Annotated in this window: 25 protein-coding genes; 6 read left to right on the top strand and 19 right to left on the bottom strand. The window is 69.2% G+C overall.

The genetic code is table 11. The features are described 5' to 3' along the window. Window positions 1-202 precede the first annotated feature (202 nt). The 11 genes from LIV37_RS19115 to LIV37_RS19165 all read right to left on the bottom strand — a co-directional run bounded on the left by LIV37_RS19115 (window position 203) and on the right by LIV37_RS19165 (window position 10,291). Window positions 203-835, bottom strand: a complete 633-nt coding sequence (locus tag LIV37_RS19115; protein WP_020868753.1) for an OmpA family protein — start codon at window positions 833-835, stop codon at window positions 203-205. Between the two features lie 8 nt (window positions 836-843). Beyond that, window positions 844-1,425 carry a hypothetical protein gene (locus tag LIV37_RS19120; RefSeq protein WP_020868754.1) on the bottom strand — a complete coding sequence of 194 codons (582 nt, stop codon included), beginning with the start codon at window positions 1,423-1,425 and terminating at the stop codon, window positions 844-846. A 50-nt stretch (window positions 1,426-1,475) separates the two neighbouring features. Continuing rightward, window positions 1,476-2,186 (bottom strand): pilus assembly protein TadG-related protein, encoded by a 711-nt coding sequence (locus tag LIV37_RS19125; protein WP_121824754.1) that lies wholly within the window; start codon window positions 2,184-2,186, stop codon window positions 1,476-1,478. 8 nt (window positions 2,187-2,194) lie between these two features. Next, window positions 2,195-2,359, bottom strand: a complete 165-nt coding sequence (locus tag LIV37_RS19130) for a membrane protein (protein WP_014054591.1) — start codon at window positions 2,357-2,359, stop codon at window positions 2,195-2,197. A 274-nt stretch (window positions 2,360-2,633) separates the two neighbouring features. Beyond that, window positions 2,634-3,521 carry a DUF5936 domain-containing protein gene (locus LIV37_RS19135; protein WP_020868756.1) on the bottom strand — a complete coding sequence of 296 codons (888 nt, stop codon included), beginning with the start codon at window positions 3,519-3,521 and terminating at the stop codon, window positions 2,634-2,636. A 39-nt stretch (window positions 3,522-3,560) separates the two neighbouring features. Next, window positions 3,561-4,499, bottom strand: coding sequence for a type II secretion system F family protein (locus tag LIV37_RS19140; RefSeq protein ID WP_020868757.1), 939 nt, complete (start codon window positions 4,497-4,499; stop codon window positions 3,561-3,563). 8 nt (window positions 4,500-4,507) lie between these two features. After that, window positions 4,508-5,926 carry a TadA family conjugal transfer-associated ATPase gene (locus tag LIV37_RS19145; RefSeq protein WP_020868758.1) on the bottom strand — a complete coding sequence of 473 codons (1,419 nt, stop codon included), beginning with the start codon at window positions 5,924-5,926 and terminating at the stop codon, window positions 4,508-4,510. After that, window positions 5,923-6,891, bottom strand: a complete 969-nt coding sequence (locus tag LIV37_RS52605) for a TadE/TadG family type IV pilus assembly protein (protein WP_373920636.1) — start codon at window positions 6,889-6,891, stop codon at window positions 5,923-5,925. Before LIV37_RS52605 ends, LIV37_RS19145 begins: the two co-directional genes overlap by 4 nt. Before the next feature lies 1 nt (window position 6,892). Then, complete coding sequence (locus LIV37_RS19155) at window positions 6,893-8,638, bottom strand: CpaE/TadZ family protein (RefSeq protein ID WP_020868760.1); 1,746 nt, start codon at window positions 8,636-8,638, stop codon at window positions 6,893-6,895. Window positions 8,639-8,654: 16 nt separating this feature from the next. Continuing rightward, window positions 8,655-9,359 (bottom strand): Flp pilus assembly protein CpaB, encoded by a 705-nt coding sequence (gene cpaB / locus LIV37_RS19160; RefSeq protein WP_020868761.1) that lies wholly within the window; start codon window positions 9,357-9,359, stop codon window positions 8,655-8,657. 26 nt (window positions 9,360-9,385) lie between these two features. Next, complete coding sequence (locus LIV37_RS19165) at window positions 9,386-10,291, bottom strand: hypothetical protein (RefSeq protein ID WP_020868762.1); 906 nt, start codon at window positions 10,289-10,291, stop codon at window positions 9,386-9,388. A gap of 388 nt (window positions 10,292-10,679) precedes the next feature. Between LIV37_RS19165 and LIV37_RS19170 the strand changes: the two genes are divergently transcribed. Both LIV37_RS19170 and LIV37_RS19175 read left to right on the top strand, forming a co-directional pair. Beyond that, on the top strand, window positions 10,680-11,816 hold the full coding sequence (locus LIV37_RS19170; protein WP_020868763.1) for an RNA-guided endonuclease InsQ/TnpB family protein: 1,137 nt from the start codon (window positions 10,680-10,682) through the stop codon (window positions 11,814-11,816). Window positions 11,817-12,417: 601 nt separating this feature from the next. Beyond that, window positions 12,418-13,428, top strand: a complete 1,011-nt coding sequence (locus LIV37_RS19175; protein ID WP_020868764.1) for a chitinase — start codon at window positions 12,418-12,420, stop codon at window positions 13,426-13,428. A gap of 84 nt (window positions 13,429-13,512) precedes the next feature. Here LIV37_RS19175 and LIV37_RS19180 read toward each other — a convergent pair whose 3' ends face one another. After that, window positions 13,513-14,403 carry a S1 family peptidase gene (locus LIV37_RS19180; RefSeq protein WP_020868765.1) on the bottom strand — a complete coding sequence of 297 codons (891 nt, stop codon included), beginning with the start codon at window positions 14,401-14,403 and terminating at the stop codon, window positions 13,513-13,515. Between the two features lie 126 nt (window positions 14,404-14,529). Here LIV37_RS19180 and LIV37_RS19185 point away from each other — a divergent pair, with 126 nt between their 5' ends. Further along, window positions 14,530-15,885, top strand: a complete 1,356-nt coding sequence (locus LIV37_RS19185; RefSeq protein ID WP_020868766.1) for a M14 family metallopeptidase — start codon at window positions 14,530-14,532, stop codon at window positions 15,883-15,885. A 61-nt stretch (window positions 15,886-15,946) separates the two neighbouring features. On the opposite strand, the gene LIV37_RS19190 is transcribed toward LIV37_RS19185, so the two are convergent. Continuing rightward, complete coding sequence (locus LIV37_RS19190; protein WP_020868767.1) at window positions 15,947-16,264, bottom strand: hypothetical protein; 318 nt, start codon at window positions 16,262-16,264, stop codon at window positions 15,947-15,949. A gap of 169 nt (window positions 16,265-16,433) precedes the next feature. Here LIV37_RS19190 and LIV37_RS19195 point away from each other — a divergent pair, with 169 nt between their 5' ends. The 3 genes from LIV37_RS19195 (at window position 16,434) to LIV37_RS19205 (ending at window position 17,949) form a co-directional block, all read left to right on the top strand. Further along, window positions 16,434-17,258, top strand: coding sequence for a helix-turn-helix domain-containing protein (locus tag LIV37_RS19195; protein WP_020868768.1), 825 nt, complete (start codon window positions 16,434-16,436; stop codon window positions 17,256-17,258). Then, a complete protein-coding gene (locus LIV37_RS19200; RefSeq protein ID WP_020868769.1) occupies window positions 17,245-17,478 on the top strand; it encodes a DUF397 domain-containing protein in 234 nt (77 codons plus the stop codon). Before LIV37_RS19195 ends, LIV37_RS19200 begins: the two co-directional genes overlap by 14 nt. 111 nt (window positions 17,479-17,589) lie before the next feature. After that, window positions 17,590-17,949, top strand: a complete 360-nt coding sequence (locus LIV37_RS19205) for a hypothetical protein (RefSeq protein ID WP_020868770.1) — start codon at window positions 17,590-17,592, stop codon at window positions 17,947-17,949. A 112-nt stretch (window positions 17,950-18,061) separates the two neighbouring features. Here the strand turns inward: LIV37_RS19205 and LIV37_RS19210 are convergent, their stop codons facing one another. From LIV37_RS19210 to LIV37_RS19235, 6 genes are all read right to left on the bottom strand, one after another. After that, window positions 18,062-18,373, bottom strand: a complete 312-nt coding sequence (locus LIV37_RS19210; protein WP_020868771.1) for an SCO5918 family protein — start codon at window positions 18,371-18,373, stop codon at window positions 18,062-18,064. 49 nt (window positions 18,374-18,422) lie between these two features. Continuing rightward, window positions 18,423-18,821, bottom strand: a complete 399-nt coding sequence (locus LIV37_RS19215; protein WP_121824753.1) for a CBS domain-containing protein — start codon at window positions 18,819-18,821, stop codon at window positions 18,423-18,425. Between the two features lie 46 nt (window positions 18,822-18,867). Further along, the gene (locus LIV37_RS19220) at window positions 18,868-20,400 is read right to left on the bottom strand and encodes a DEAD/DEAH box helicase (protein ID WP_020868773.1); all 1,533 of its coding nucleotides are present in this window, start codon (window positions 20,398-20,400) and stop codon (window positions 18,868-18,870) included. Between the two features lie 323 nt (window positions 20,401-20,723). Beyond that, entirely contained in the window at window positions 20,724-20,927 is a 204-nt protein-coding gene (locus LIV37_RS19225) for a cold-shock protein (RefSeq protein WP_020868774.1), read from the bottom strand. A gap of 416 nt (window positions 20,928-21,343) precedes the next feature. Beyond that, a complete protein-coding gene (locus tag LIV37_RS19230) occupies window positions 21,344-21,682 on the bottom strand; it encodes a MerR family transcriptional regulator (protein WP_020868775.1) in 339 nt (112 codons plus the stop codon). Window positions 21,683-22,560: 878 nt separating this feature from the next. Further along, window positions 22,561-25,311, bottom strand: coding sequence for a bifunctional YncE/alkaline phosphatase family protein (locus tag LIV37_RS19235; protein ID WP_020868776.1), 2,751 nt, complete (start codon window positions 25,309-25,311; stop codon window positions 22,561-22,563). Window position 25,312: the final 1 nt, after the last annotated feature.

The following is a 25,312-nucleotide window of genomic DNA, read 5'->3' on the forward strand; positions in this document are numbered from 1 at the left end:
GCAGAGGCGAAGCCCGGTCCGGAGTCCGGGGAACCCAGCCCGGAGTCCGGAGCGTGACCCGGCCCGGAGTCCGGAGCGTGACCCGGCCCGGAGTCCGGGGCGAAGCCCGGCCCGGAGTCCGTCCGGGGCCCGGGGCGGAGACCCGGTTGTGGGAGGGGCGGGGAGGGGGAGTCCGGCGGATGCCGCGCGGGGCAGCCCAGGCTCAGGCGGTCCTGGGGAAGCTGACCTCCACCCGGCGGTTGCGCTTGCGGCCCTCCTCGGTCGCGTTGTCCGCGATCGGGTACTGCTCGCCGTAGCCCCGGATCTCGTAGTTGATGGAAGGGTCCAGGTCCTCGGCGAGCGCCTGCTGCACCGCGTTGGCCCGCTGCTTGGACAGCACGATGCCGTGGCCCGCGGAGCCCAGGTCGTCGGTGAAGCCGAAGACGCGGACGCTCTTGGCGTTCTGCCGCTCCGCCTCGGAGGCGATCTCCTTGATCCGGGCCCGCGCGTCGCCGCCCAGCTTCGCGCTGTCCTTGCCGAAGAGCACCTCGGCCTGGAGGGCGAACTTCACCTTGGCATTGGTGTCCTCCCGCCGCTCGTCGCCGTCGTCCGTCTCGACCACGGACTTGATGTCCAGGACCCGGCCGGGTGCCAGCTTGGCGCCCTCGGGCATCTTCAGATCGGAGTCCTTGGCGTCGATCTTCACCGGCGGGGTGGTGTCGGCGGGCGCGCCGGGGCCGCTGTCCGCGTGGGCGGGCGGCGCCGGGGCGGTGAGGGTGACCAGGAGCGCGGTGGAGGCCAGCGCGGCCAGTACGGGGCCGCGGCGCGCGGGGCGGGTCGTCGTCTGTGGTGTCATGGCGCGGCTCACCCGGAGAGGGTGATGCTGACGGACGGCATGGTCGGGATCTGGAAGTCGATGTCCTTGACGCTCTTCGGCGGGGCGGGGAACTGGGCGAACAGCGGACGGCTCTCGTTCGGCTTGATCCCGGAGAGGCCCGTGGTGCACAGGCACTGGCCGTCGGTGTCCCGGAGGACGAGATAGCGCTTCTTGCCCTTCTCGTCGATCAGGGACGCCCCGGAGACGGACGAGAGGGACTTCACCTCGGTCTCCTTCGAGCGCCAGTCGATCGCGTTGAAGAGCCGGCTGCCGTGGTTGGTGACGGTGGCGTTGACGGTCACGAACCCGCCGTCGTCGCGCACCGCGGAGTGCAGGGTGACGACTATCCCGCCGGGCCCCTTCATCTCGCCGATGGTCTTGGAGGAATCCGCCGCGGGCTCCTGCTCGTCGCCGTCGTCCTTGCCCGCGGTCGACGTCCGGTCCGCGGCGTCGTCAGGCTTCTTGTCGCCGTCGCCGTTGCCGCACCCGGCCACGGCGAGGGCCAGGGCCGCGGCGAGCGCCGTCGCGGCGGCCCTCCTCCGGGCCTTCGTCGTGTGCCGAATGCTCATCGCTCGCTGTCCTTTGCTCTTCTGCTCTGCGTTCGCTCGTCAGTCGGCCGTCAGTCGGCCAGGTGCACGGAGAAGAGGTCCTTGGCGTCGGGGAAGAGATCGAGACGCGTCGGGTCGATGGTCAGGTCGGCTCCGTCGCAGAGGAGGTCGATGGGCGGCTTGTCGTCCTTGCCGTCGTCCTTACCACCGTCGCCGTCCTTGCCGTCGTCCTTACCGTCGTCATCCTTGCCGCCGTCGCCGCCCTTGCCGTCGCCGTCGTTGGGCCGCTCGGTCGGCTGGGCGGGCGGCGCGGCGGTACAGCGCGGGGTGACGACCGCCTTGGCCGTCGCCTCCCCGTACTGGCTCTCCGTGCCGGGGATGACGGTCTTGCCCACGGGCTTGTGCGTCTTCACGGTGACGGTGAAGGACGTCGGCAGGAAGTCGGGCCCGCGGCAGTCGGTGACATCCGCCCCGTTCTGGTCGGCGAACCACTGCGCCTGGTCACAGGCGTTGGTGCCGCCCAGTCCCCGTCCGTCCAGCAGGTCGTCCCATACGCTGCCGTTCGCGATCGCCTCCAGGAACCCCTTGCGCAGTTGGTCGCGGTAGTCCTGGGCGGCCGCGAGGGCCGCCGCGTCGGCGGCGGTCTGTCCGCCGTTGCGGGTGGCTCCGGCCTGGCCGACGGCGAAGAGGGCGAGCGCCAGGAAGAGCAGGCCCGCCACCGCCGTGATGTAGATCGGAAATGCCTGCCCCGCGTCGCTCCTGAGATCTCGGCGCGCTGTCACGGGACCGGTCAGATGCCGACGACCTGTGAAATCTTGTCGGAGATGGCGTTTGCGATCATGCTGCCGAAGTCCGTGGTCGACAGGACCAGCACGATGGCGACCACCACGGCGATGATGCCCAGGTATTCGATCGAGGTCTGTCCCCGATCGTTCCGCATGACGCGCTTCCCCATTGTGTTCCCCTCCATGGGCTGCCGTCCCTCTGTGGTCCGGCGACTCAACCCCCGTGGTGTCGCTCGCGACACGAGCAAAGTACGCCGAAACAGCCGTCTCGGAACAGTGCCCTAGGAAGCATTGCCTTCCCCGTTCACCACGTTCGAACCGTGGACGTGACGACCAACCCCGACCGCGCATCCGTCTCACCCCCTCCCGCACCGAGGAGTTCTCCGTCGACGACTGTCCCACATTCAATTGCAACCGCGAAGGAGCTTCACCTAAAAGTGACCGTCAGTCCCCGGTCACCGAGCCGAAGTCGGTACCCGAGCCGATGAAGAACCCCGCGACGAGCAACACCATGGTTCCGGGCACCATGAAGGTCGTGATGACCATGGTCGCCTTCGGCACCGCGCGGGCCGCGCGCCGCCGGGCGTTCTGTGCGTCCGTACGGCGCATGTCGTTCGCAATGGCGATCAGCGTTTCGACAATCGGAGCGCCCAGCTCCTCGCCCTGCTGAAGGGCGGTGACGAACTGCGCGACCTGTTCTGAGTCATTACGTTTACGTAGTTCCTCGAACGCCTGACGGCGGCTGACTCCCATGTCCATTTGCCGAAGCGTGATGCGAAGTTCATCCGCCCAGGGGCCCTCATACTTCTCGGCGACCCGGTCCAGGGCCTGACGGAAGCTCAACCCGGCGCTCACCACGACGGCCAGAACATCCAGAAAGTCCGGCAACGTCCGCTCGATCGCGTCCTTGCGCTCGCGCACCGCCGCCCAGATGCCCACCTCGATCCAGAACAGCCCGAACGCCACCAGCAGCAGCGCCAGCAGGACTTGACCCTTGAGCAGCATCACCAGCGCCCCGACGAAGCCGAGCGCCCCGTAGACCGCCCGCCGGGCCGCGTAGCGATCCACCGTCAGACCGCCCGGGTTGCCCGCCAGGTCGATCCGGCGGCGGACCCGGGCCACCCGCTTCTCGCCCATCAGCCGCAGCACCAGCGGGGCGTAGCGCATGCCCAGCCGGTCGACGGCCGAGCCGACCACGGTCGTCCGGCTGGAGCCGACCTCCAGGGCCACCGCCAGATCGCTGGGCAGCTTGGCCTCGCTGCGGTACAGCGTGATGCCGTAGGCGATGCCCGCCACCGCGAGACCGGCCGCCAGCGCCAGCAGCAGTGCCATCTCCCTCAAGTCCCCTCTACCTGGATTCGCTGGACTTCGTTAGACGTCGATCTTGGACATGCGGCGGATGAGGAAGAAGCCGATCCCGTACAGGCAGAAGGCCACGACCACCGCCGCCTGCCCCCAGAAGGACGAGGTCATCCGGTCCAGTGAGCCGGCCGAGATCCGGTTCATCAGCAGCAGCGTCCCGATCCCCAGCAGCGGTACGACATAGGCGGTGACGGTCACCTGCGAGAGCTGGGTGCGCACCTCCCGCCGGGTCTCCTTGCGCTCCTCCAGCGTCTGGGTGAGGTTGCGCAGCGAGCTGACCACGGTCCCGCCCGCGCGGTTGGACAGCACCAGCGTGGTGACCAGCACCACCAGCTCCCGGGAGGGCAGCCGCTCGGCCAGCTCCTCCAGCGCGTCGTCGATCGAGTGGCCGACGGCCAGCTTGGCCGCGACCTTGGCCAGCTCCTCGCCCGCCGGCGCCTCCATCTCGTCCGCCGCCATGCCGAGCGCGGTGCGCAGCGCCAGCCCGGCCTGGGTGGCGTTGGCCAGGATCCGCGACAGCTCGGGCAGTTGGTTGATGAAGCGCTCTATCCGCTTCTGGCGCTGCCAGCTGAGGAACGCGAAGGATCCCCAGACGGCGATCACCGCCGCTATCGGGCCGAAGAACGCCGCGAGGAAGGACGCCGCGATCAGCCACAGCCCGGCCGCCGCCCCCGCCGTGTAGACGAAGAACTCCCCCGGGGTGATCTCCAGGCCCGTGGCCGCCAGCCGCAGCTCCAGCTTCCGGCCCAGGGAGGTGGTGCGCAGCCGCCGGTCGACACCCGAGAAGCGGCGCGCGCGGGCGGTGCCCGGCAGCGGGCCGGTCTCCGACAGCCGGTCGATCAGCGCGCGCTGCTGCTCCTTGCCGCGGACGTAGGTGTGCACGCCCACGACGCCCAGCGCGCCGCACACCAGCGTCGCGCCGAGGGCGGCCGTCGCGAGATGGTCCATGGGCCCTGCTACCTCCGGTCCCTTGGGTCGAACGGGGGTCGGTCCTGTGGCGGCCGGCCGAACGGCGGCCGGTCGTACGGGTCGTATCCGGCCGCGCGGGTGGCCAGCTGCGCCGGGAAGGCGGCCACGCCGAAGGCGGGCGGCACCGATTCGCTGGCCATGCGCAGCCGCTCGGCGACCCGCTCCGGCAGCGGGAAGTAGCCGAACCGCCCGTGCACCACCCGGTCCGCGCCCATCGGCCGGGCGTCGAAGCGGCAGACGGTGGCGATGCGGTACGACTCGTGGCCGTGGCTGTCGAGCAGCGCGATCTCGCTGATCCGCCGCGAGCCGTCGGCGTGCCGGACGAGCTGGACGATGCAGTCCACGGCGCTGTTGATCTGGTCCCGCAGCGCCTCGTAGGGGATCGCCACGTCCGACATGGAGGCGAGCGTCTGGAGCCGCATCAGCGCGTCCTCGGCGCTGTTGGCGTGGACGGTGGCCAGCGAACCGTCATGGCCGGTGGACATGGCCTGGAGCATGTCGAGGGTCTCGCCGCCGCGCACCTCGCCGACGATGATGCGGTCGGGGCGCATCCGGAGGGAGTTGCGGACCAGGTCGCGGATGGTGATCCGGCCCTTGCCCTCGACGTTGGGCGGCCTGGACTCCAGCCGGATGACATGGCTCTGCTGGAGCTGGAGTTCGGCGGCGTCCTCGACGGTGATGATGCGCTCCCCGTCGGGGATCAGCCCGGAGAGGGCGTTGAGCAGCGTGGTCTTGCCGGATCCGGTGGGACCGGAGACCACGACGTTGAACTTGGCCCGCACCAGCGCCGCGAGCAGCATCAGCATCTGCTCGTCCAGCGTGCCCATGCCGATCAGCTCATGGAGGGTGTAGGCGCGGGGGAAGCGGCGGATGGTGAGCGTGGCGCCGGTGAGGGCGAGCGGCGGGATGATCACGTTGACCCGCTCACCGGAGGGGAGCCGGGCGTCGACCATCGGATTCGACTCGTCCACGCGGCGGTTGACCGTGGAGACGATGCGTTCGATGGTCTGCATCAGCTGCTCTTCGGAGGCGAAGCGGACGGGGACCAGTTCGACCCGGCCGGCGCGCTCCACGAAGATCTGGTCCGGGCCGTTGACCATGATCTCGGTGATGGAGGCGTCCTCGAGGAGCGGTTCGAGCACCCCGAGGCCGAGCGCCTCGTCCACCACCCGGCGGATCAGCTGGGAGCGCTCGCTGGTGGACAGCACCGGGCCCTCGCGGCTGATGATGTGGCCGAGCACGCGCTCCAGCCGGGAGCGGCGCTCGGCGGTGGAGAGCGAGGACATCTCGGCGAGGTCGATCTCCTCAAGCAGCTTGGCGCGGTAGGCGGAGACGAGGTGCCCGTCCTGGCGCCCGCTGTCCTCGCCCGGCCCCTCTGGCGCGGTGATCCGGGACCGCAGGCTCATCGTTCGCCTCCCAACGCGGCCGACGCCAGGTCGCCCGTGCCGCCGTCTCCGTCGTCGCAGGGCATGGTGGCGCTCTTCTCGGCGCTGCCGAAGTCGAAGCCGGGGATGACGGAGGGGATCTCCACGGTCGCGGTGGCCTGCGCCTCCCCGCCCCCGCAGCCCCCGCTGCCGATGCTCGCCCCGTCGGCCAGCCACCCGCTGATCGCCGCCTTCCCGGCGGCCTGCGGGCTGGTCCGGGGCTCGTCCAGCGACGCCGTCCGCGCGGCCGCCCGCGCCGCGGTCCCGGCCTGCTGCGCGGCGTACGCGGCGATGCCCAGCTGCACGGCGGCGAGCGCGACGAGGATGAGGACCGGCAGGAACCCGAGGAACTCGATGGACGCCGACCCGGCGTCGCCCCGCCCCCGACGCGCCGCGCCGGGACACCGACCCGCCCGGCCCGAGCCCACCGCCGGGCGGCGGCGCCTGGCGGTGCCGGGCCGTTGCCCCACCAGTCCGAAGATCCCGTCGGGCAGCCCCCGAGCCCACGCCCGTCCGCCAGGCGACGCTGCCATCCCCGGGCGCTCGGCCGTGCGGCCGTACGCACGCGATGAGTCGGCGACCACGTGGCGCGCCACCGCCCCGGCGGCCACCCGGACGGCTCGTGGCACGGCCGCCTCCCAGCGGCCCCACCGCTCGGTGGCCTCCGCGGCACCGCGGAGGTCCGCCGATGCTGAGCCCCGGTCCCCGAGCCGCACGGTGGCGGGCGCGGGACGGCCCCGCTGGGCCGTCGCTCCGCCCCGGCGCGTGGCGATGGCGCGGACCGACGACGCCTCCCCGGCCGCGGCGCGCCTCCGCGAGGAACCGACCGCCTCGGGACGCCGCCGTGCGGCGGCCGGGGAGGCGGCCGTTCCCGGGCCGGCGGCGCGGCGGGGCACCGTCTCGGGGGCTCCGGGGACGATCCGCATGCGTACGCGGCGAGAGGTCATCTCACTCTCCTCCGCCCGCCAGGTCGGTCTCGTCCGCCGCGCCCGCCGTGCCGGTGACCGTCCAGGGGAAGTCGGCGGCGCCCGGGAAGAGGATCGGGACGTGGAGCTTGACGGTGGCCTTGTAGACCGTGCCGTCCCCGCCGCCGCAGTCGATGTCGGCGGTCCAGGAGCCGGGGATGTCCTTGGCCGCCGCGTCCTGGCAGGCGCCCGCGCCCTTGGCGGCGCCCGCGCGGGCTCCCTTGTCGGCGGAGTTGCCCGCCAGCGAGTACGTGTAGCCCACCAGCACCAGCTGCCAGATGACCGCGAGCACGATCAGCGCCAGCGGCAGAACGCCGAGGAACTCGACCGTCACCTGGCCGCGGTCGCCACCGCCCCGCTTGCGCAGGAAGCCCCTGGTGGACGACGGGGCGATCTCGTTCAGCGCGTCGGTGCCGTCGCCCACGCTGCCCTGCGCCGGGTCGCCGCCCGCCTCTATGGCGTGGCGCCGCCGCAGCCCCGGCAGTACGCGCTCGCCGCCGCCCCCGGCCGCGTGGCCGCCCCGGTGGGTGGCGCGGCGGCCACCGCCCGGGGGTGCCGCCTCCACCAGGCCCAGCTCACCGGCCAGCCCCCACAGGGCCTGTTTGACGGCCGACTTGGCGTCCAGGTCGTGCATCCGGCCCGAGTCGACGGCGGGCTGCAGCTCCTTGAAACCGGCCGGGATCGCCGTGCGCGCCACCGTCGTACCGGTGGCCCGCTGGACCAGCTGCGGCTGGATCTCCGCGCTGCGGGTGTGCCGGTTGACCACGGTCACGGTCTCCTCCGCCTTGCGGATCTGGAGCCGGTCCCACAGCCGGACCATGCGCTTGGCGGCGCGCACCGCGACCACGTCCGGGGTGGTCACCAGCAGCGCGATGTCCGCGAGCTCCACGGCGGCCGCGCCCGCGGAGGTCATCTGCGTACCGCAGTCGACGATCACGATCTCGAAGCGCGACCGCAGCGCGCCGATGACCTGCCGGGCGGTGCGGTCGGTCACCTCCTCGCCGCGCTCGCCCTCGCCCGGCGCGAGCAGCAGCCCGAGCCCGGTCTGGTGGGTGAACACCGCGTCCTGGAGCACCCGCGGCGAGATGTCGTTGATCTGCGCCAGGTCGGCGATCGAGCGCCGGAACTGGACGTCGAGGTAGGAGGCGATGTCCCCGGACTGGAGGTCCATGTCGACGAGCGCGACCTTACGGCCCGCGGCCCGCGCGGCGAGCGCGAGCTGTACGGCGGTCACGGTGGTGCCCACCCCGCCCTTGGCGCCCGCGACCGCGACCAGCTTGCCGCCGGGCCCGGCGGCCAGCGGATCGCCGCCGCCCCCGAGATGGCGCCGCACGCCCGTGGCCCACTGGGCGGCGCCCTGCACGCGGGCGGCCAGCTCCTCGTACCCCAGCGGTATCCCGGCGATGCCGCGGGCCCCGGCGTCCATGGCGGCCGAGTAGAGCGCGGGTCCCGCGTCGGCGGTCACCAGCACCACGCCCACCGCCGGGAAGCGCAGCGCGATCTCGCGGATCAGCTCCAGCGCCGGGGCCGGACCGATGCGCTCGTGGACGAGGACGACCTCCGGCAGTTCCTCCAGGGACGCGGCGGCCAGCGAGGCGAGGGTGTCGAGCAGCAGGGTCGAGTCGCCCACCGGCGCCGACGGTTCGACACCGGGCAGCTGGCCGAGCAGCCCGCTGAGGGAGTGGCCGGCGTCGGGGTCGCCGACGGCCGGCAGAATTCTGATCGTCACCGCGGCACCTCCTCACTCATTTGTCGCCGTCGAGGGTGTAGGTGCGGTCGTCGGGGTCTATGGAGGGCCCCCCGCCGGGCGCGACCAGCGCGAGCCGCACATGCGAGGCGAAGGATTCGGCGTACGCGACGCGCTGGGCGTTCCTGGTGTCGAGCGCGAAGGTGATCGGCACGGCCTCGTCGATCCGCCGCTTGTCGTCCTGGTCGGGCTCCAGGGCGGTGATCTTGCCGAGGTCGAGCACCTCGGCGCCCGCGACGATCAGCTTGGAGACCGGCTTCTCGCCCTGGGTGTTGCCCTCGAAGGTGGCGAAGATGTTGACCCGCGCCCCCGGGGTGATCTTGCCCGCGACACCGGTCGCCGCGTCGACCATGATCGCGATCTCCTGCTGTCCGGGCTTCAGGGCGGGCCGGCTCACGATCATGTCGCGCTGGAGCAGCGACCCCTTGGTCAGCTGGGTCACCGCGATCTTCCCGCGTAGCTCGTCGAGATCGGTGACGGCGGTGGAGGGCACATAGCGCTTGGGCATCGAGACCTTCTCGAACTCCCCCGCCTCCAGCGCCTTGTACGGCTTGACGTCCGAGGTGAGCTTGTAGGCCGTGGTCTCGGGGCCGACCTTGGACTCCACGTCGTTGACGACGGAGAGGACTCCGGCGAAGGCGCCGACGGCGCACAGGACCGACAGGAGCAGCAGGATGACTCCGCGGCGCTGGCGTGAATTCATGGGTCGCACAACCTCGTTCGGGGACGTTACCGGCTGGTCAGGGCGGGACGTTGGGACGTGAGCAGTGCGGGGATCTCATCGCCGCGGGCCACCGGGCAGGAGCAGAAGGCACAGCGGTCACCGATGAGTTCGAAGCCGCACCAGTGGCATTCCTCTCTCCGTACGGAGGCCACGAGCTGGTAGAGGACCGAGAGGTCGGGGATGGCAGCGGCGAACTCGATCAGCTTCGGAGTGCCCCACCAGCGCGCCGACTCGGCGGGCAGCGGCACCTCTTCCACGCCGCGTACGCCCCAGGCGGGGGCGAGGCTGCCGGTGACCCAGTCGTCGTGGCCCGCGCCGCCGCCCCCGTAGCCATGGCTGCTGAGCTGGCCCCGGGCGATCGTCATGGCGGTGGCGTACCCGGGGGCGGGCAGCTCGGTCGCGCCGCCGACCTTGACCAGGTGCGGGGTGGGGTGGGCGAGCACCCCGAAGTGGGCGCCGGGCACCCAGGACTTGACGTGCGAGGTGAGGCTGACCGGGACCCGGTCAAGCTTGGCGACGCTGCCCAGCAGGGCGCCCGCGTGGATGTAGTGGGAGAGCAGCCGGGCGGCACACGCCAGCACGCCGGGGCTGAAGTCGGATATGGACAGCTGGCGCAGCTGACGGGCTAATACGGCGACGGCCAGCGGGGGCAGTTCGAGCGGCAGCAGCGCCATCCGGTCGCTCTCCAGGACGGAGCGCACGGTGTGGAGCCTGCGGATCACGGCCGCGGGGGTCGCGGCGGGGTAGAGCACGACGAGGTAGCCCTGCTGGTCGAGGAGGGTCCCGACCTCGGCGAGGGCGTCGTCGAGTGACTGTGCGTCCGGCGGGCGGAGCACTACGGCCGACGGGGTCTGCCCGTCGGGCGGCGGAAGCACCAGCTCACGGCCGGTGACTGCTATCGCGGTGGGCACGTCGGCTACCCCGTCTCACATCGGCGCCGAACGGCGGCGGCCGCAGGTCGTTACTGCCCCTGTCTCTTACTGCCCCTGTCCTGGTGCGTCGTCACTTTATCCACGAAAACGGCGTGAGAGAACAGTTCCTCTGGGTTACGCGTCCGGGTCCGCTGGGTGACGAGTGCGGGGACCGCTCCGGAGGGCGGGCGTCCTCTTGGAAACCCCAATGCCAACCACGGGTGACATCCCGGCTTCAAGTCCGGGTCCAACCGGGCAGTGCTCGCTGGAGGACAAGTCGCGTCGGCACTCGCTCCGAAGCGCGACTGCGTCATGTAGAGAACGTGCAGCATCCGCCAGTTCCGTTCTCCGCACACCTTCCCGTAAGCCCCTCCGTATCGTCGCTTACATGCAGCTTCGTTACACATTCCGCATCGAGCCGAACTTCGGCCAGCGGATCGCGCTGGAGCGGGCGTTCGGCTGCGCACGGGTGGTGTGGAACGACTGCCTGCAGGCACGGCGGGACGCGCACGCCGCCGGTCTGCCGTACCCGACGTCGGCGCAGTTGTCGAAGCGGTTCATCACGAATGCGAAGCAGACCGCGGAGCGGGCATGGCTGAAGGAAGTCTCTGCCGCAGTACTGCAACAGTCTCTGCGGGACTTGGAGGCTGCGTACTCCAACTTCTTCGCAAGCATCAAGGGCACCCGGAAAGGACCGAAAGTCGGTGAGCCGCGTCTGAAGACCAAGCGGGACCGTCGACAGGCGGTGAGGTTCACTGCCAATGCCCGCTGGTCGATCACGACGGACGGCAAGCTGAGCCTTCCCAAGATTGGTCCCATACGGGTGCGCTGGTCTCGTGCACTGCCTTCCGCGCCGACCACGGTGACCGTGGTCAAGGACGCCTCCGGCCGATACTTCGCATCGTTCGTGGTGTCCGTCGCCCCGGCCAGGAAGGTCGATGCCTCGGTTCCCGGCGCCGGGGACCAAGGCATCGACCTTGGATTGACGCACTTCGCGGTTATGGCCGACGGGTCCCGCATACGGGCACCTCGGTTTCTGCGCAAGGCTGAGAAGAAACTGCAGCGGGAGCAGCGTCGCTTGTGCCGCAAGGCCAAAGGCTCTCGGAATCGTGACAAGCAACGGGTCAGAGTGGCCAAGGCACATGCCAAGGTGGCCAACGCGCGCAGGGACTTTCAACACAAGCTCTCCACCAGGCTGATCCGCGAGAATCAAACGGTCAGTGTGGAGACTTTGAGCGTGAAGAGCCTGGCGCGTACGCGGCTGGCGAAGTCCGTGCACGACGCGGGTTGGTCTGCGTTCGTGGCCATGCTGGAGTACAAGGCCGTCCGGTACGGGCGCACCCTGACCAAGGTGGACCGGGCCTTCCCGTCCTCCCAGATGTGTTCCGCCTGCGGGCACCGCTATGGCCCCAAGCCCCTGCACATTCGAGCATGGACCTGCGACCGATGCGGCGCCCGCCACGACCGCGACCACAACGCGGCGCAGAACGTGAGAGACGAAGGACGGCGCATCCGCGCCGCATAGGACAGCACCACCCACCCCCGGGCCGGGGGCCCTTGCCGGGTGACCAGCAAGGTAAGCGCCTGTGGAGCGCACGTGAGACCAGGCCATGCCCGGCAGCGCGCACAACACCCGCCAGCGCGGGACGGAAGCAGGTACCCAGCTCAAGGCGAACCGTGGCAACGGGCGCCAGTGAGGGAATCGCCCACGCGCATGTGGGCGAGGAGGCCAATGGCAGAACTTCGACAACTGGCATGGCACAAGTGATCAGCGATGGCCAGGACAGTGGCCGTCATGGCGGCCACCATCACCACGGCCCCGCCGCACCGGCGCTGTCACCAGATGCGGCGCCGCGCAACCCAGGATTGCAGGTTGCGCCTGGTCAAACAGGGTTGGCCCCGGAGCCCGCGGCCTGCCATAGCTCTGGCCGACCAGTGCGCCGGTAGCGGACCGAGGCCCGCTACCGGTCCCCCTCCACATGCCACGCTCACCCGAATGCCCGGCAAGAATGGGGCTAGGGGTTGACAACGGCATTGGTCTGGACCACCTTATACGCACGCCACAGGGGCCCCTGAACGCGCACTCGCACCACCTCCCCCACATCCCCCCACGTACGGAGGCTGTCGTGGTACGCGCACAGTTCACCAAGCGGCTGCTCGGAGCCGCCGCAGTCGTCGCCCTCGCCGCAGGAGGGCTCATATCCGCCGGCTCGGCCAACGCGTCCGAGGACCATCCGGACGCGAAGCAGCACGCCGCCGCCGTCCCCGAGCACGCCGTCACCGGCTACTGGCAAAATTTCGACAACGGCGCGACGAAGCAGAAGCTCTCGGACGTCCCGGACGACTACGACATCATCGCCGTGGCCTTCGCGGACGCCACCGGCTCCCCCGGAGCGGTCGACTTCAAGCTCGACCCCGGCACCGGCTACAGCGACGAGCAGCAGTTCAAGGACGACATCAAGGCCAAGCAGGCGGCCGGGAAGTCCGTGATCGTCTCCGTCGGCGGCGAGAAGGGCTCCATCTCGGTCAGCGACGACGCCTCCGCGGACGCCTTCGCCTCCTCCATCACCGGCCTGATGGACAAGTACGGCTTCAACGGCGTCGACATCGACCTCGAGAACGGCGTCAACTCCACCTACATGACCAAGGCCCTCAAGGCCATCCACGACAAGAAGAGCGATGTCGTGGTGACCATGGCGCCGCAGACCATCGACATGCAGTCGGCGTCCACCGAGTACTTCAAGACCGCCCTGGCGATCAAGGACTTCCTGACGGTCGTCAACATGCAGTACTACAACAGCGGCTCGATGCAGGGCTGTGACGGCAAGGTCTACTCACAGGGCTCGGTCGACTTCCTGACCGCCCTCGCCTGCATCCAGCTCGAGAACGGTCTCGACCCGTCCCAGGTGGGCATCGGAGTGCCCGCCTCCACCAGCGGCGCGGGCTCCGGCTACGTCGAGCCGGGCGTGGTCAACGACGCCCTGGACTGCCTCGCCAAGGGCTCCGGCTGCGGCTCCTTCAAGCCGTCCAAGACCTACCCCGGCATCCGTGGCGCGATGACCTGGTCCACCAACTGGGACGCGGCCAGCGGGAACGCCTGGTCGAAGGCGGTCGGCCCGCACGTCCACGGGCTGTAGGCCCTCAAGGTACGAACGACAGTTCGACGTACGCCGGTGCGCCCCGCTCACGCCATGCGGGGCGCACCGGCGCAGCGATGTCCGCTACGGCTTGGGCAGCACACACCCCGCCAGGTTCAGGTCGATCTTGTTGCCGGTGGTCACGCACTTGGTGATGCCGTAGGTCTCCTGGGCGTAGTTGATGCCCTTCCGCACCGTGACCGCCCCGTTCTCGTCCACCTCGCACGGGTTGTTGAGGGTGCAGCGGCCGCCGTCTTCGTTGCCCGTGTTGTTGACGGCCACGACCTTGCCGGACGTCGGGTCGACGACGGGGGAGCCCGACGTTCCGCCGATCGTGTTACAGGCGGAGGTGTAGCGGACCGAGTCCTTCCAGGTCCAGTCCCCCTCCTTAAGCCGATATGCAAATCCGTCGATATTGCAGGAGTAGATCTTCTTCCAGTAGCCGGAGACCACATTGATGGCGGAGCCCTTGGTCGGGTGGCTGTCCGACAGCTGCAGTGCCTTGATGCCGTACGACGACTGGATCTGGGCGTACGTGGACGTCAGCTGGTACAGCGAGATGTCGGTGTCGGTCATCGTCGCGTACGCGACCTTGCTGGCCCGTACGGTGCCGGCGCTGCCACCCGAAGCGGTCAGCAGGGTGAAGCTCCGGCTCGACGGCTTGTCGACGATCACCTCTCCCGCGCCGGGGAAGCCGCTCTCCAGGCAGTGGCCGTTGGAGAGCACGAGCGCGGGGTCGCTGTCGGCCGAGCCCGGTGTGCGGACGACGGAGCCGGAGCAGTTGCTCAGCGCCACCGTGCCCGCGAAGTCGACCGCCCTCGGGGCCTTGGCGGAGACCTTGGCGGGGGCCTCGGCAGGGGCCTTGACGGAGACCTTGGCGGGGGACGCGGCCGTCGCGGGCGCCGCGCCCGCGCCGACGAGGGTCGCGCCGCCCAGTAACAGGGCCGAGAGCGCACCGACGAGAGATCTGTTCATGCGGGGGGTTCCTTCCCTCGATGAGAGATTCCTTCGGCTTCGACCATTTCCCACCCTTGCGCATGTCATGCGCATGGCCGAACACTGGCGCAGCAGTCGCTCGCCCCTTACCCCCCAGGAGATGTCATGCGACGTCGCATCAGCGGTAGACGGGCCACCGCCCTCACCGCCTTGCTCACCCTCGCACTCGCCGCACCCATGGCAGCTCAGGCCGACGATCCCGCTCCACGGCCCGGCACCGACCGCACCGCATCACCCACTGCCCAGGCCGCCGCCGACCAGGGCGTGCGGCAGTACGAGGTCTCCGGCCCCGCCACCAAAGCCGACCGCTCCGCGGTCGCCGCCACCGGGGTGTCCATCGACGAGGTGGACGCCCGCTCCCTGGTCGTCACCGCCGACCCGGCGCAGGCCAAGCGGGTGCGCGCGCTCGGCTACCGGCTCACCGCGCTCCAGGGCCCGCCCGACCGCGCCGAGGGCAGATCAGCCAAGCCGTTCGACTTCCCGTCGGCCGATGCGAAGTACCACAACTACGCCGAGGCGAACGCCGAGATCAACGCGGCGGTGGCCAAGTATCCGTCGATCCTCAGCAAGCGCGTCATCGGAAAGTCGTACGAGGGTCGCGACATCGTCGCCCTCAAGATCAGCGACAACGTGGCCACGGACGAGAACGAGCCCGAGGTCCTCTTCACCGCCCATCAGCACGCCCGTGAGCACCTTACGGTGGAGATGGCGCTCTATCTGGTGCGGCAGTTCACCGAGGGCTACGGCAGCGACTCCCGGATCACCAATGCCGTCAACGGCCGGGAGATCTGGATCGTCCCGGATGTGAACCCGGACGGCGGCGAGTACGACATCGCCACCGGCTCCTACCGCAGCTGGCGCAAGAACCGCCAGCCCAACTCCGGCTCCTCGTCCGTGGGCACCGACCTCAACCGCAACTGGGACTTCAAGTGGGGCTGCTGCGGCGGCTCCTCCGGCTCGCCCGGCTCGGAGACCTACCGCGGCCCCCGCGCCGCCTCCGCCCCCGAGGTGAAGGTCGTCGCCGACTTCGCCCGCAGCCGCGTCGTCGGCGGCAAGCAGCAGATCAAGGCCGCGATCGACTTCCACACCTACAGCGAACTGGTGCTGTGGCCGTTCGGCTGGACGTACGACGAAACCACCACCGGCATGACGCGGGACGACTACGACGCCTTCGCCGCGGTCGGCAAGAAGATGGCCGCGAGCAACGGCTACACCCCCGAGCAGTCGAGCGAGCTCTACATCACCGACGGCGCGATCGACGACTATCTGTGGGGCACCCAGAAGGTCTTCGCCTACACCTTCGAGATGTACCCGACCTCCTCCGGCGCCGGCGGCTTCTACCCGCCCGACGAGGTCATCGACCGCGAGACCAGCCGCAACCGCGACGCGGTGCTCCAACTCGTGGAGAACGCGGACTGCATGTACCGCTCGATCGGCAAGGAGGCGCAGTACTGCGCCTGAGCCGGGTCCGTATGGCACGCCAGGCGCCGTCCCGGCGGTATCCCCGCCGGGACGGCGCCCCTCACGATCCCTCGTCCGGATCGTCGCCTTCGCCGTACGAGGGCAGGCGGGCGCCCCTGCTCTCGGCGACCCGCAGCACATCGCGCAGCGCCTCACACAACCGGTCCGCGAGGTAGCGCAGTTCTCGTCTGTCCGCCTTGGGGGCGTCCAGCAGTGCTCGGGCGTGCCGGAGGAGTTCGGTCCCCATGGACATCTGTACGGCCTCGATCGCGTCCGCACGTCGGCTCAGCGGGCTGTTCCCGTCGTCCGACGCCAGATAACACGGCTTCCCCTCGGGGTCGGTCCACGGCAGCAGGCGCAGCCCGGTCATCACGCTCATCAGCTCCGTTCAGCTGGTGGGCCACGCCCTCGGGCCGGTGCACCCCGGTCGCGAGGGTCCTGCGTCTCTTCACGCTGTGTGGCGTTTGCTTCACAGAGTGGAGGTGATTCTGGCTACGCTGCTAGGAGGGCGGGTCTGACAGCACAGGTTTCAACTCAGGGAGTCAGCCATGGAGATGGATCGGAGGCCACGCACCCCGAGGGAGAAGTACGGGGAGGAGTTGAGGATCCGGCGCACAGCGGCCGACATGACACAGGAGGCGCTGAGTGAGCGCGTGGTGTGCTCGCCCACGCTGATCAGCCATTTCGAGGCGGGCAGGCGGTTGCCGAAGCCCGACGACGCGGCGCGGATCGACCGGGCACTGGGGACGGACGGGTTCTTCGCGCGGTGGCTGGAGGATCTGGAGTCGAAGTTCGCCGACCACTTCGCGGCCGTGGCCGAACTGGAGCAGCAAGCCACAGTGATCCAGCAGTTCGCGCTGTCGCTGGTTCCGGGCGTGCTTCAGACCGACGACTACGCGCGCGCTCTCTTCCGCGCCTATCGGCCGAACTACACGGCCGAGGAACTTGACGAGGCGGTTGTCATCCGGACTAAACGCCGCCGTATGCTCGACGGACCCGCTCAGCCCGTCGTCTGGACGCTGCTCGACGAGGCCGTCATCCGGCGGCGCGTCGGCGGCTCACAGGTCATGGCCGAGCAGTTGCGCAGGATCGGGGACATGGCCGAGGCGGGACGAATCCGGCTGCACGTACTGCCGTACGACGTGGGGGCGCATGCGCTCCTGGAAAGTCTGCTCACGCTCATGAGCTTCCCGGACTCCGCTCCGGTGGGTTACGTCGAAGGCTTTCTCACCGGCAACTTGATGGACGATCCTGCGCTGGTGGCCGCCAGCCAGACCGCCTACTCTCTGGCCCTGAGCGACGCGTTGTCACAGCAGGAGTCACTGGCCCTCATCAAGGCGGCAGCGGAGGAACACGCACATGGTCAGCAGTGAGCACACCGTCTCAGACGCGTCCACCCTCACCGGGTGGCACAAGTCCAGCTACAGCGGAGGAAGTACGCCCCAGGGCGAATGCCTCGAAGTAGCACATGGCCACACCACCGTGCCCGTCCGCGACAGCAAATACCCGCACGGCCCGGCACTCATATTCGGGCCGTCCGCGTGGTCGGCGTTCGTCTCCGCCGTCAAGCTCGGGAAGTTCCCCACCACCTGAGCCACCCAACAGTGTGGTTCGCGCCGTCCTCGTCTGCGCAGTTCGATCTCGCATGTCGCACCAGCGCCACCACTCAGGCGGACCGAGCGGCGTTGATTAGAATCGCTTCTCATGTCGAAGCCTGACGAACTGCTTGTCGATGTCGCGACCTTGGTGGAGTCCGGGCACAGCAACCAGATGACTCTGACTGTGGTCGCCGGTGGTGCTGTCATCACGGGTCGGCTGGCTCCCGAAGCTGTCTGGCGGCAGCGGGTATCCGAGGTCCTGGCGGACTCGGCCAGTCTCAATAGATTCTCTTCTGTCTTCACCGCTACGACGTGTGAGGAGAAGACGCCCACGCATCTGCATTTCCATGTGGCGCGGATTCTGCAGGGCACGGTGGGGATCCCGGAGACAGGCGGGATGTACCGCGTGGCGATCGATGACGTCAGCGCTTGGACCGTTGGCGACTTCAGCTACTCCGACCAGTGAGATACGACGCTGCGAGTTAACGGACCGCGCGGCAACGCGGCGAGGGTCCGACCGGCACGTGTCGGTCGGACCCTCACTGTTGTTCTGGTGGCGGCTCGCACCCCCTCGTCGGTCAGACGGCGGCAGGTGCGCCGAGCATCGCGGAAGCCTGCTGGAATGGGCTGGGGACGCGCTTGGGCGCGGCGGTCTGGCGGAGGCCGGGGCAGGTGAAGCCGAGCTGGGTCATGGCCCGGAGAACTTCACCGGCGCTGAAATCGCGGCGGTCCTGGCGCGTGATGACCTGCCCGACCTGCTTGACCGGGTAGGTGCGGCGGCCGATGATCACGGATTCACCGATGACCTGTTCGGGCTTGACGCCCTTCATGGATTCCAGAACGCCGCTCTTGGTGAGGTCGAACGGGAAGCGGGCGATGATACAGCGCATGATGCCTCACAGGGAGAAGAAGGGGATAGTTCTACCGCGGTAAGGCGGTTCAGCGGGCGAGGACGCCCCGTGCGCTGTCCTGGTCTTCGACGACCGGCAGTGCGGCGAGTCGGCGGTCCAGGGCTGCGTGCTCGGCTTCGGCGGTCGTGGTCACGGGTGAGGTGAACGGCCCACCGCCGTCGAGGATGTCGCGCAGTTGGACCCGGTCCGTGTACGCGGGGGTGTCACGGACCGCGGTGAGCTGGGCCTGGGTGACCAGTTGGGTGCACAGGCCGTCGTTGTCGCAGACGAACAGGTGCCCGGTGCGGGCGCCGGCCATGACGGACAGGGCGACTTCGATGGTCATGTCGTCGCAGACTTGCAGTGCGCCCGCGTCCATGGCATCCGCGGCAGTCTGGTGTGCTGGGGAGACGTTCGTCGAGCGGGGCTGCATCTGAACCAGCGTCAAAAGGTGCCTCCGGCAGTGGTGGGTCAGTTTCCTGATCACGGAGTTTCTAGGCCGCCGCCGCGTCGAAGGAGGTCTGTCGTACGGTCCTGCGTCGGGCAGCCGAGGCGGGGCCGCGTCGGCCGCGTGAGGATGCGCTGCGCTTGCGCTTCTCGGCCGCCGGCGCGGTGATCGTGACGGGGATGCCGGAGGGTGCCTGGGCGCCGGTGATCTGACTCAGGGCCTCTTCGCCGAGGCGGATCTGGGTGGTCTGGGGCACAATGCCGGCGGCGGTCATGAGGCGGGTCATGTCGCGGCGCTGGTTGGGGGTGACCAGGGTGACGACGCTGCCCGACTCGCCGGCCCGCGCGGTGCGGCCGCCGCGGTGAAGGTAGTCCTTGTGGTCGGTCGGCGGGTCGATATTGACGACGAGGTCGAGGTCGTCGACGTGGATACCGCGGGCGGCGACGTTCGTGGCCACGAGCACGGTGACGTGTCCCGTCTTGAACTGGGCCAGGGTCCGGGTGCGCTGGGGCTGCGACTTGCCGCCGTGCAGGGCGGCGGCCCGCACTCCGCTGTTCAGCAGGTCCTGCGTGAGCCGGTCGACGCCGTGCTTGGTGTCCAGGAACATGATCACCCGGCCGTCGCGGGCCGCGATCTCGATGGTCGTGCGGTGCTTGTCCGCGCCCTGCACGTGGAGCACGTGGTGCTCCATCGTGGTGACGGCGCCCGCCGACGGGTCGACGGAGTGGACGACGGGGTCGGTGAGGTAGCGGCGGACCAGGCGGTCGACGTTGCGGTCGAGGGTGGCGGAGAACAGCATCCGCTGGCCCTCGGGGCGCACCTGGTCCAGGAGCGCGGTGACCTGAGGCATGAAGCCCATGTCGGCCATCTGGTCGGCCTCGTCCAGGACGGTGATCGCGACCTGGTTCAGCCGGCAGTCACCACGGTCGATGAGGTCCTTGAGCCGGCCCGGCGTGGCCACGACGACTTCGGCGCCGCCCCGCAACGCGCCCGCCTGCCTGCCGATCGACATTCCGCCGACGACGGTGGCCAGGCGCAGCTTCACCGAGCGGGCGTAGGGGGTGAGTGCGTCGGTCACCTGCTGGGCCAGCTCACGCGTCGGGACGAGGACCAGGGCCAGCGGCTGGCGGGGCTCGGCGCGCTGTCCGGCGGTGCGGGCCAGCAGAGCCAGGCCGAAGGCGAGGGTCTTGCCGGATCCGGTGCGCCCGCGTCCCAGGGCGTCGCGGCCCGCGAGGGTGTTGGGCAGGGTCGCACCCTGGATCGGGAACGGGACGCTCAGGCCCTGCGCGGTCAGCGCGGCCAGCAGCCGGGCGGGCATGTCGAGGTCGGCGAAAGCCTCGACCGCGGGCAGCGCGGGAGTGATCGTCTTCGGCAGGGCGAACTCGCCCGAGGCCGCGGCGGACCGCCGACCGTGGCCACCCGAGCGGCTCGGGCCACCGGAGCGGCTCGGCCGCCCTGATCGGCTCGGGACGGGCGAGCCGAAGCGACTGCCCCGGCCCGAACCGGTGCCGGAGTTGAAAGCGGGGCCGCTGGTGCGGCGGGTCCGGGAGGTGCGGTGGTTCGTACGTGTGGGGTTCATTTGAGAACCTTCCTTGATACGGCACGTATCAAGGAATTCCCGCAGCGGAAGTGCAGCGCGGGGAATCACGAGAACGGGCCGAAATGAAATGCGAAAGCGAAGACGCCATGCGGTGAATCCGCTGTGGGACGCAGGTGATGAAATGGGTGACGTAATATCGGGGTGAGATGCCGGACGTCGATGGGTGCGGCCCGGGAGGGCGTGCCCCCTGGAGAAGAGCTGGGCGCGTTTCTGTCCCACAGGAGGCATCACTGAGGGAAATCCCGTAGCTGGGGCCCGCACCCCGAGGGATGCGGGCCCCAGCTACGAAGTGCGCGTCAGCGTCAGGCGGGCACGATGTTCTCGGCCGTCGGGCCCTTCTGGCCCGGGGCGATGTCGAAGGTGACCTTCTGCCCTTCGAGCAACTCGCGGAAGCCCTGGGCAGCGATGTTCGAGAAGTGGGCGAACACGTCAGGACCTCCACCGTCCTGCTCGATGAAGCCGAAGCCCTTGGCCGCGTTGAACCACTTCACAGTGCCAGACGCCATGTCATATCTCCTTGTGGGGCAGTACGCCGGCACCCGCAATCCACGGATACCGGGTCGCCGCGATGATGCCCCGACCGGAGAAAAACCGGAAATACAAAACGCTTCCCGCAGCTAAATGCTGGCGTGAGCGTTGAAGTTTTTGGGAACCACAACTGCAACTGAGATCGACAGTAGCATGCGGTAGTGGCCCGTGCACGGCCGATGGAGCAAATCCGTTCGCTGCGATAAACACGCTGTCCGCGCGACATATTTAACCCTCGTCTCGCGGCAATAGATATTGACCCACACGCGACACAGTGTTCCAGCAAGAGCGGTCGTCACATACGGCTCGGTGGGCGCGACTACTGCGGCGGCGCCCTCCTCCGCCCGGGGGCCGGCCCGCGGTATGCTCCGCGCGCAGGCGGGACTGGGCCACCTCAGCCTGCGGTCGTCGGGTTCTCTGAAGCGGCGGCGTGGCGGTATTCGGCGTTGATGCGCTGGGCTTCTTCGAGCTGGTCTTCGAGGATGACGATGCGGCAGGCGGCCTCGATGGGGGTGCCCTGGTCGACGAGCTCCCGGGCGCGGGCGGCGATGCGCAGCTGGTAGCGGGAGTAGCGGCGGTGGCCGCCCTCGGAACGCAGCGGGGTGATGAGGCGGGCTTCGCCGACGGCGCGGAGAAAGCCCTGCGTGGTGCCGAGCATTTCGGCGGCCCGGCCCATCGTGTAGGCGGGATAGTCGTCGTCGTCGAGACGGTCGAACGATTCGCCTGCTGTCATTTGCACCTCTCTGTGGAACGGGTGGAGGGGCCCGGGTGCCATATGGCACCCGGGCCCCGAAGGAACTGCTACACCATCTGCCGGCCCTGGTACTGCGCCGGCCTTCTGTGTCCGCTGACCCGACCTGGAAGTCGTCGGGGCTGCGGGGATCGCGGTTGCTTGACCGGAGACCACCTCACTATCGATGTCCTGCGGTACCCGGGCTCAAGACTCCGCCCGGGCGATCCTGATGGCGCCTGGCTCCTCCGTTCTTCCCTCTGGGATCAATCACTTGCCTACTACTGTCCTGCGCATTGCTCGGTGGCCTGTCACAGCACCACTCTTCGGCAGCCAGCCCCGTTGCCCGTCCTGCGTTTGCTCTGGCTTAGAACCCCGCTGCCGAACCTCCCGGTGCGCGCGTCCGCAGCCGACGCCTTCACCGAGGTGCTGCTCACTTAACTTCACTGCTGAGTACTGCTACTGCGTGAACTGCGGTACTGCTCGCGGCGGCCCCTGATCACTGCGGGCCACCTGGTCCGGCCGCCAGTCCCGTCGCCGTCCTGCAACAACCGTGGCTTCGAAACTCCACCGCCGCACCGTCCTGCGTACTGCAACTGCGGTTGACGCTGCCCGGCAGTTCGTGTCTCCGGGCCCTGCTGTCTCTCTGGCTACGAGAGAAACCATAACCAAGCCACCGCCCAATGTCTACTCCAGCCAGGACAGATTTTCGTGACCCAGGTGGAGAGATAGTCGGCACAGGCCACGGGACGGGTACCCGGCGGTCCCGCTACGGCCAGGCGCGGCGCCGGCCTCGTCGCAGAGGGTGCGGGCCACCACGTAGGTGGCCCCTGACCGGCGACGATGCCGGCCAGGGGCCACCCGATACGTGAGAGCCCGCGTCAGCCGTCGTTCTCCGCCGACGGGATGTAGGCCCCCGGCACGTCCTGAGGAGCGTAGATCTTCTTCTCACCCGGGTAGGGCTTCGCCCAGTTGTGTGTCTCGTACCAGGTGAGGTGGTTCATCTGGGCGGGGGGAGCGTAGTCCGGAACGGCGTGGGGACCGGTCAGCCGCTGCTTCGACTTCCACTGGTCCCATTCGGCGGCGACATCCTTCATGTCCGCCGGCACCGAGGCCGACGGCACGGCCGCTGCCTTCAGGCTCTGCGCCGCGGGGGTGTCCAGACCACAGGACGGCGCGGTCTTCACACCGTCGGTCAGCGAGGTCCGGTTGGGCAGCGCCTTGAACGGCGTGAAGTCCGGGCGTTGGGTGAACGCCGAGGCCATCGGGGTGGCCGCGGTGTCCTTCTGGTTCATCGGCTGGATCCCGAGGATCTGCTCGATGGTCCGGATCATATTGATCTGCGAGTAGTAGTGGCTGTCCACCGTGGAGTGCCTGGCCCAGGGGCTGATGATCTGGACCGGGGCACGGTGGCCGTCGACGTGGTCGAGACCCGCCTGGGAGTCGTCCTCGACGACGAAGATCGCCGAGTCCTTCCAGTACTTGCTGTGCGAGATCTTGTCGACGATCTGGCCCACGGCGAGGTCGTTGTCGGCGACCTGGGAGGCAGGGCTCACCGGGCCACCGGTGTGGTCGCTGGAGAGCCAGAACATGTTCAGGTTCGCCGGACCGTTCTTCTCGAAGTCCTTCTTCCAGATCTGTGCCCGGTAGATGTCCGGGACGCTGGTGTCGAACTTCGGGAAGCCGTGCACCGACACGTCGTTGAGCGAAGGGATCGGCGAGGTCGAGTTCAGCGGGTAGTCGGTGTCCTGACCGGTCGCCGCCATGTTCTTGCTGTCGCAGTACAGGTTCTGCCAGCTGGCGCCCGACGGCTTGGTCAGGAACTGCTGGAACTCACCGAAGTTCCGGACGGACTTTCGGGCCGCCTGCGCACCGGTCCAGATGAAGCCGGTCTTCTGGTGGCCGAGGGCGTCGTCCTCGGTGTCGTAGCTGCGGGTGTACTCACCGGCCGAGGACTCGGTGTACTCCGGGTTGTCCGACTGCATCAGCCAGTTGTGGCCCTCGGCGGAGTTGGTGCCAATGTCGTACGTGTTGTCGAACAGACCGAACTGCTTGGCCAGGGCGTGCTGGTTCGGCGTGACGTTCTCGCCGAACTCGGTCAGCGACGGGTCACCGTTGCCCTGCGGCATGTCACCGAAGACCTGGTCGTAGGTCCGGTTCTCCTTGACGAGCAGGAAGACGTGCTTGATCGTCGAGGGGTCGCCGAGCTTGACCGGGACCGGCACCGGCTTGGCCGGGGTGCCGTCGGTCTTCTTGAGGGACTCGCCGTTCCAGCCGTTCTGCTTGAAGACCTTGCCGGTGTAGGACCTGATCACGCTGTCGTCGGGCAGCGTGAACTTCTGCAGGCTCGACGTCGTGTCGTGGGTGCCGTGACCGCCGGTGGCCTTACGGCGGGCGTCGATGCCGCGGGTGTTGGAGACGTACACCTCGTTGCCGGAGGTGGTGATCTCCGAGGGGAAGTAGTCCGTGGGGAGCAGGCCGACGTAACTGACCGGCTCCTGCGCGGAGGTGTACTTGTAGACGGCGACGGCGTTGGCGCGGCCGAGGGTCACCAGCAGATGGCCGTCGTCGGTGAGGGTCACCGCGTCGGGCTCGTAGCCCACCTTGGCCTTGGCCCACGGCTGGGTGGAGATGGTCTGGACGACCTTGTCCTTCGCCGTGTCGATGACCGACACGTTGTTGTCGGCGGTGTTGGTGACGAACACCGCGCCGTTCTTGGCGTACACGGCGGTTGGGTGCAGACCGACCTCGATGCCGGCGACCGCGGCGTCCTGGTTCGCCAGGTCGATGACGCTGACCGTGCCGCTGGTGGTGGCGGCGGTCTTCTGGTCGGCGAGTACCTGCGTGCCGTACGAGTTGATCGTGGGATCGCCGGGCTTGGCCGGGCGACCGCCCTCGTTGCTCACGTAGAGCTTGTCGCCGACGACGACCATGCCGCGCGGGGCGTTGCCCACGTTCCAGCTCCGCTGGATGGTCCCGGTCGCGGCGTCGATGGCGACGACCCGGTTCTGGCCGTTGACCGCGGAGTACGCGGTCTTGCCGTCGGCCGAGAACGCCGCCGCGCCCACCAGGGCGTGCTTGGACCCCTGCGCCGGGATGCTGACGGTCCTCGGGCTGGAGACGCCGCCGTCCGCGTTCACGGTGAACACGGTGTAGCCGTCGGGCTGGCCCAGCCACAGCTGCTTGCCGTCGGGCGAGTACGTCGGGCCTTCCTGGCCCACGTTGTTGCCGCTGATGCGGGGGTTCGACGACGCGGCGTTGCTGACGAGCTGTTGCGTCTTCCAGTTCTTCAGGTCCACGATGGCCAGGGCCGCGCCACCGTCGGTGACCGAGGCAGCCATGTGCGTGCCGTCCGGGCTGACCGAGGACGACATGATCTTGCCCTGGTTGATGACAAGACGGTCGCCGTACGGGGCGATGTACTGGTTGCTGGAGACGACCTGGCCATCCTTGGTGACCTGACCGACCTGGTCCGTGCCGAACTGCTGGGTCTGCCCGAGCGCCGTGCCGGCGGCTACGAGGGCGACAGCGGTGGTGCCCGCCGTCAACAGCGGTATCCGGCGGCCGATGCGTCTGCTGATGAGGCTGATCCGAGCTTCCTCGACGAGTTTGCGGCGGCGAGTTACCTGCATT

The sequence above is a fragment of the Streptomyces rapamycinicus NRRL 5491 genome (genome assembly GCF_024298965.1).
Lineage (GTDB): Bacteria > Actinomycetota > Actinomycetes > Streptomycetales > Streptomycetaceae > Streptomyces > Streptomyces rapamycinicus.

Coding starts and splice junctions, on each gene's coding strand:
- LIV37_RS19225 (WP_020868774.1), bottom strand. CDS start 20,927: ATGGCGTCTGGCACTGTGAAGTGGTTCAACGCGGCCAAGGGCTTCGGC.
- LIV37_RS52605 (WP_373920636.1), bottom strand. CDS start 6,891: ATGACCTCTCGCCGCGTACGCATGCGGATCGTCCCCGGAGCCCCCGAG.
- LIV37_RS19120 (WP_020868754.1), bottom strand. CDS start 1,425: ATGAGCATTCGGCACACGACGAAGGCCCGGAGGAGGGCCGCCGCGACG.
- LIV37_RS19210 (WP_020868771.1), bottom strand. CDS start 18,373: ATGCGCTGTATCATCGCCCGCTTCCCGTTCGACCTCACCAAGAGCGGC.
- LIV37_RS19190 (WP_020868767.1), bottom strand. CDS start 16,264: ATGAGCGTGATGACCGGGCTGCGCCTGCTGCCGTGGACCGACCCCGAG.
- LIV37_RS19200 (WP_020868769.1), top strand. CDS start 17,245: ATGGTCAGCAGTGAGCACACCGTCTCAGACGCGTCCACCCTCACCGGG.
- LIV37_RS19130 (WP_014054591.1), bottom strand. CDS start 2,359: ATGGGGAAGCGCGTCATGCGGAACGATCGGGGACAGACCTCGATCGAA.
- cpaB (WP_020868761.1), bottom strand. CDS start 9,359: ATGAATTCACGCCAGCGCCGCGGAGTCATCCTGCTGCTCCTGTCGGTC.
- LIV37_RS19205 (WP_020868770.1), top strand. CDS start 17,590: ATGTCGAAGCCTGACGAACTGCTTGTCGATGTCGCGACCTTGGTGGAG.
- LIV37_RS19220 (WP_020868773.1), bottom strand. CDS start 20,400: ATGAACCCCACACGTACGAACCACCGCACCTCCCGGACCCGCCGCACC.
- LIV37_RS19185 (WP_020868766.1), top strand. CDS start 14,530: ATGCGACGTCGCATCAGCGGTAGACGGGCCACCGCCCTCACCGCCTTG.
- LIV37_RS19195 (WP_020868768.1), top strand. CDS start 16,434: ATGGAGATGGATCGGAGGCCACGCACCCCGAGGGAGAAGTACGGGGAG.
- LIV37_RS19170 (WP_020868763.1), top strand. CDS start 10,680: ATGCAGCTTCGTTACACATTCCGCATCGAGCCGAACTTCGGCCAGCGG.
- LIV37_RS19235 (WP_020868776.1), bottom strand. CDS start 25,311: ATGCAGGTAACTCGCCGCCGCAAACTCGTCGAGGAAGCTCGGATCAGC.
- LIV37_RS19140 (WP_020868757.1), bottom strand. CDS start 4,499: ATGGACCATCTCGCGACGGCCGCCCTCGGCGCGACGCTGGTGTGCGGC.
- LIV37_RS19135 (WP_020868756.1), bottom strand. CDS start 3,521: ATGGCACTGCTGCTGGCGCTGGCGGCCGGTCTCGCGGTGGCGGGCATC.
- LIV37_RS19115 (WP_020868753.1), bottom strand. CDS start 835: ATGACACCACAGACGACGACCCGCCCCGCGCGCCGCGGCCCCGTACTG.
- LIV37_RS19180 (WP_020868765.1), bottom strand. CDS start 14,403: ATGAACAGATCTCTCGTCGGTGCGCTCTCGGCCCTGTTACTGGGCGGC.
- LIV37_RS19230 (WP_020868775.1), bottom strand. CDS start 21,682: ATGACAGCAGGCGAATCGTTCGACCGTCTCGACGACGACGACTATCCC.
- LIV37_RS19145 (WP_020868758.1), bottom strand. CDS start 5,926: ATGAGCCTGCGGTCCCGGATCACCGCGCCAGAGGGGCCGGGCGAGGAC.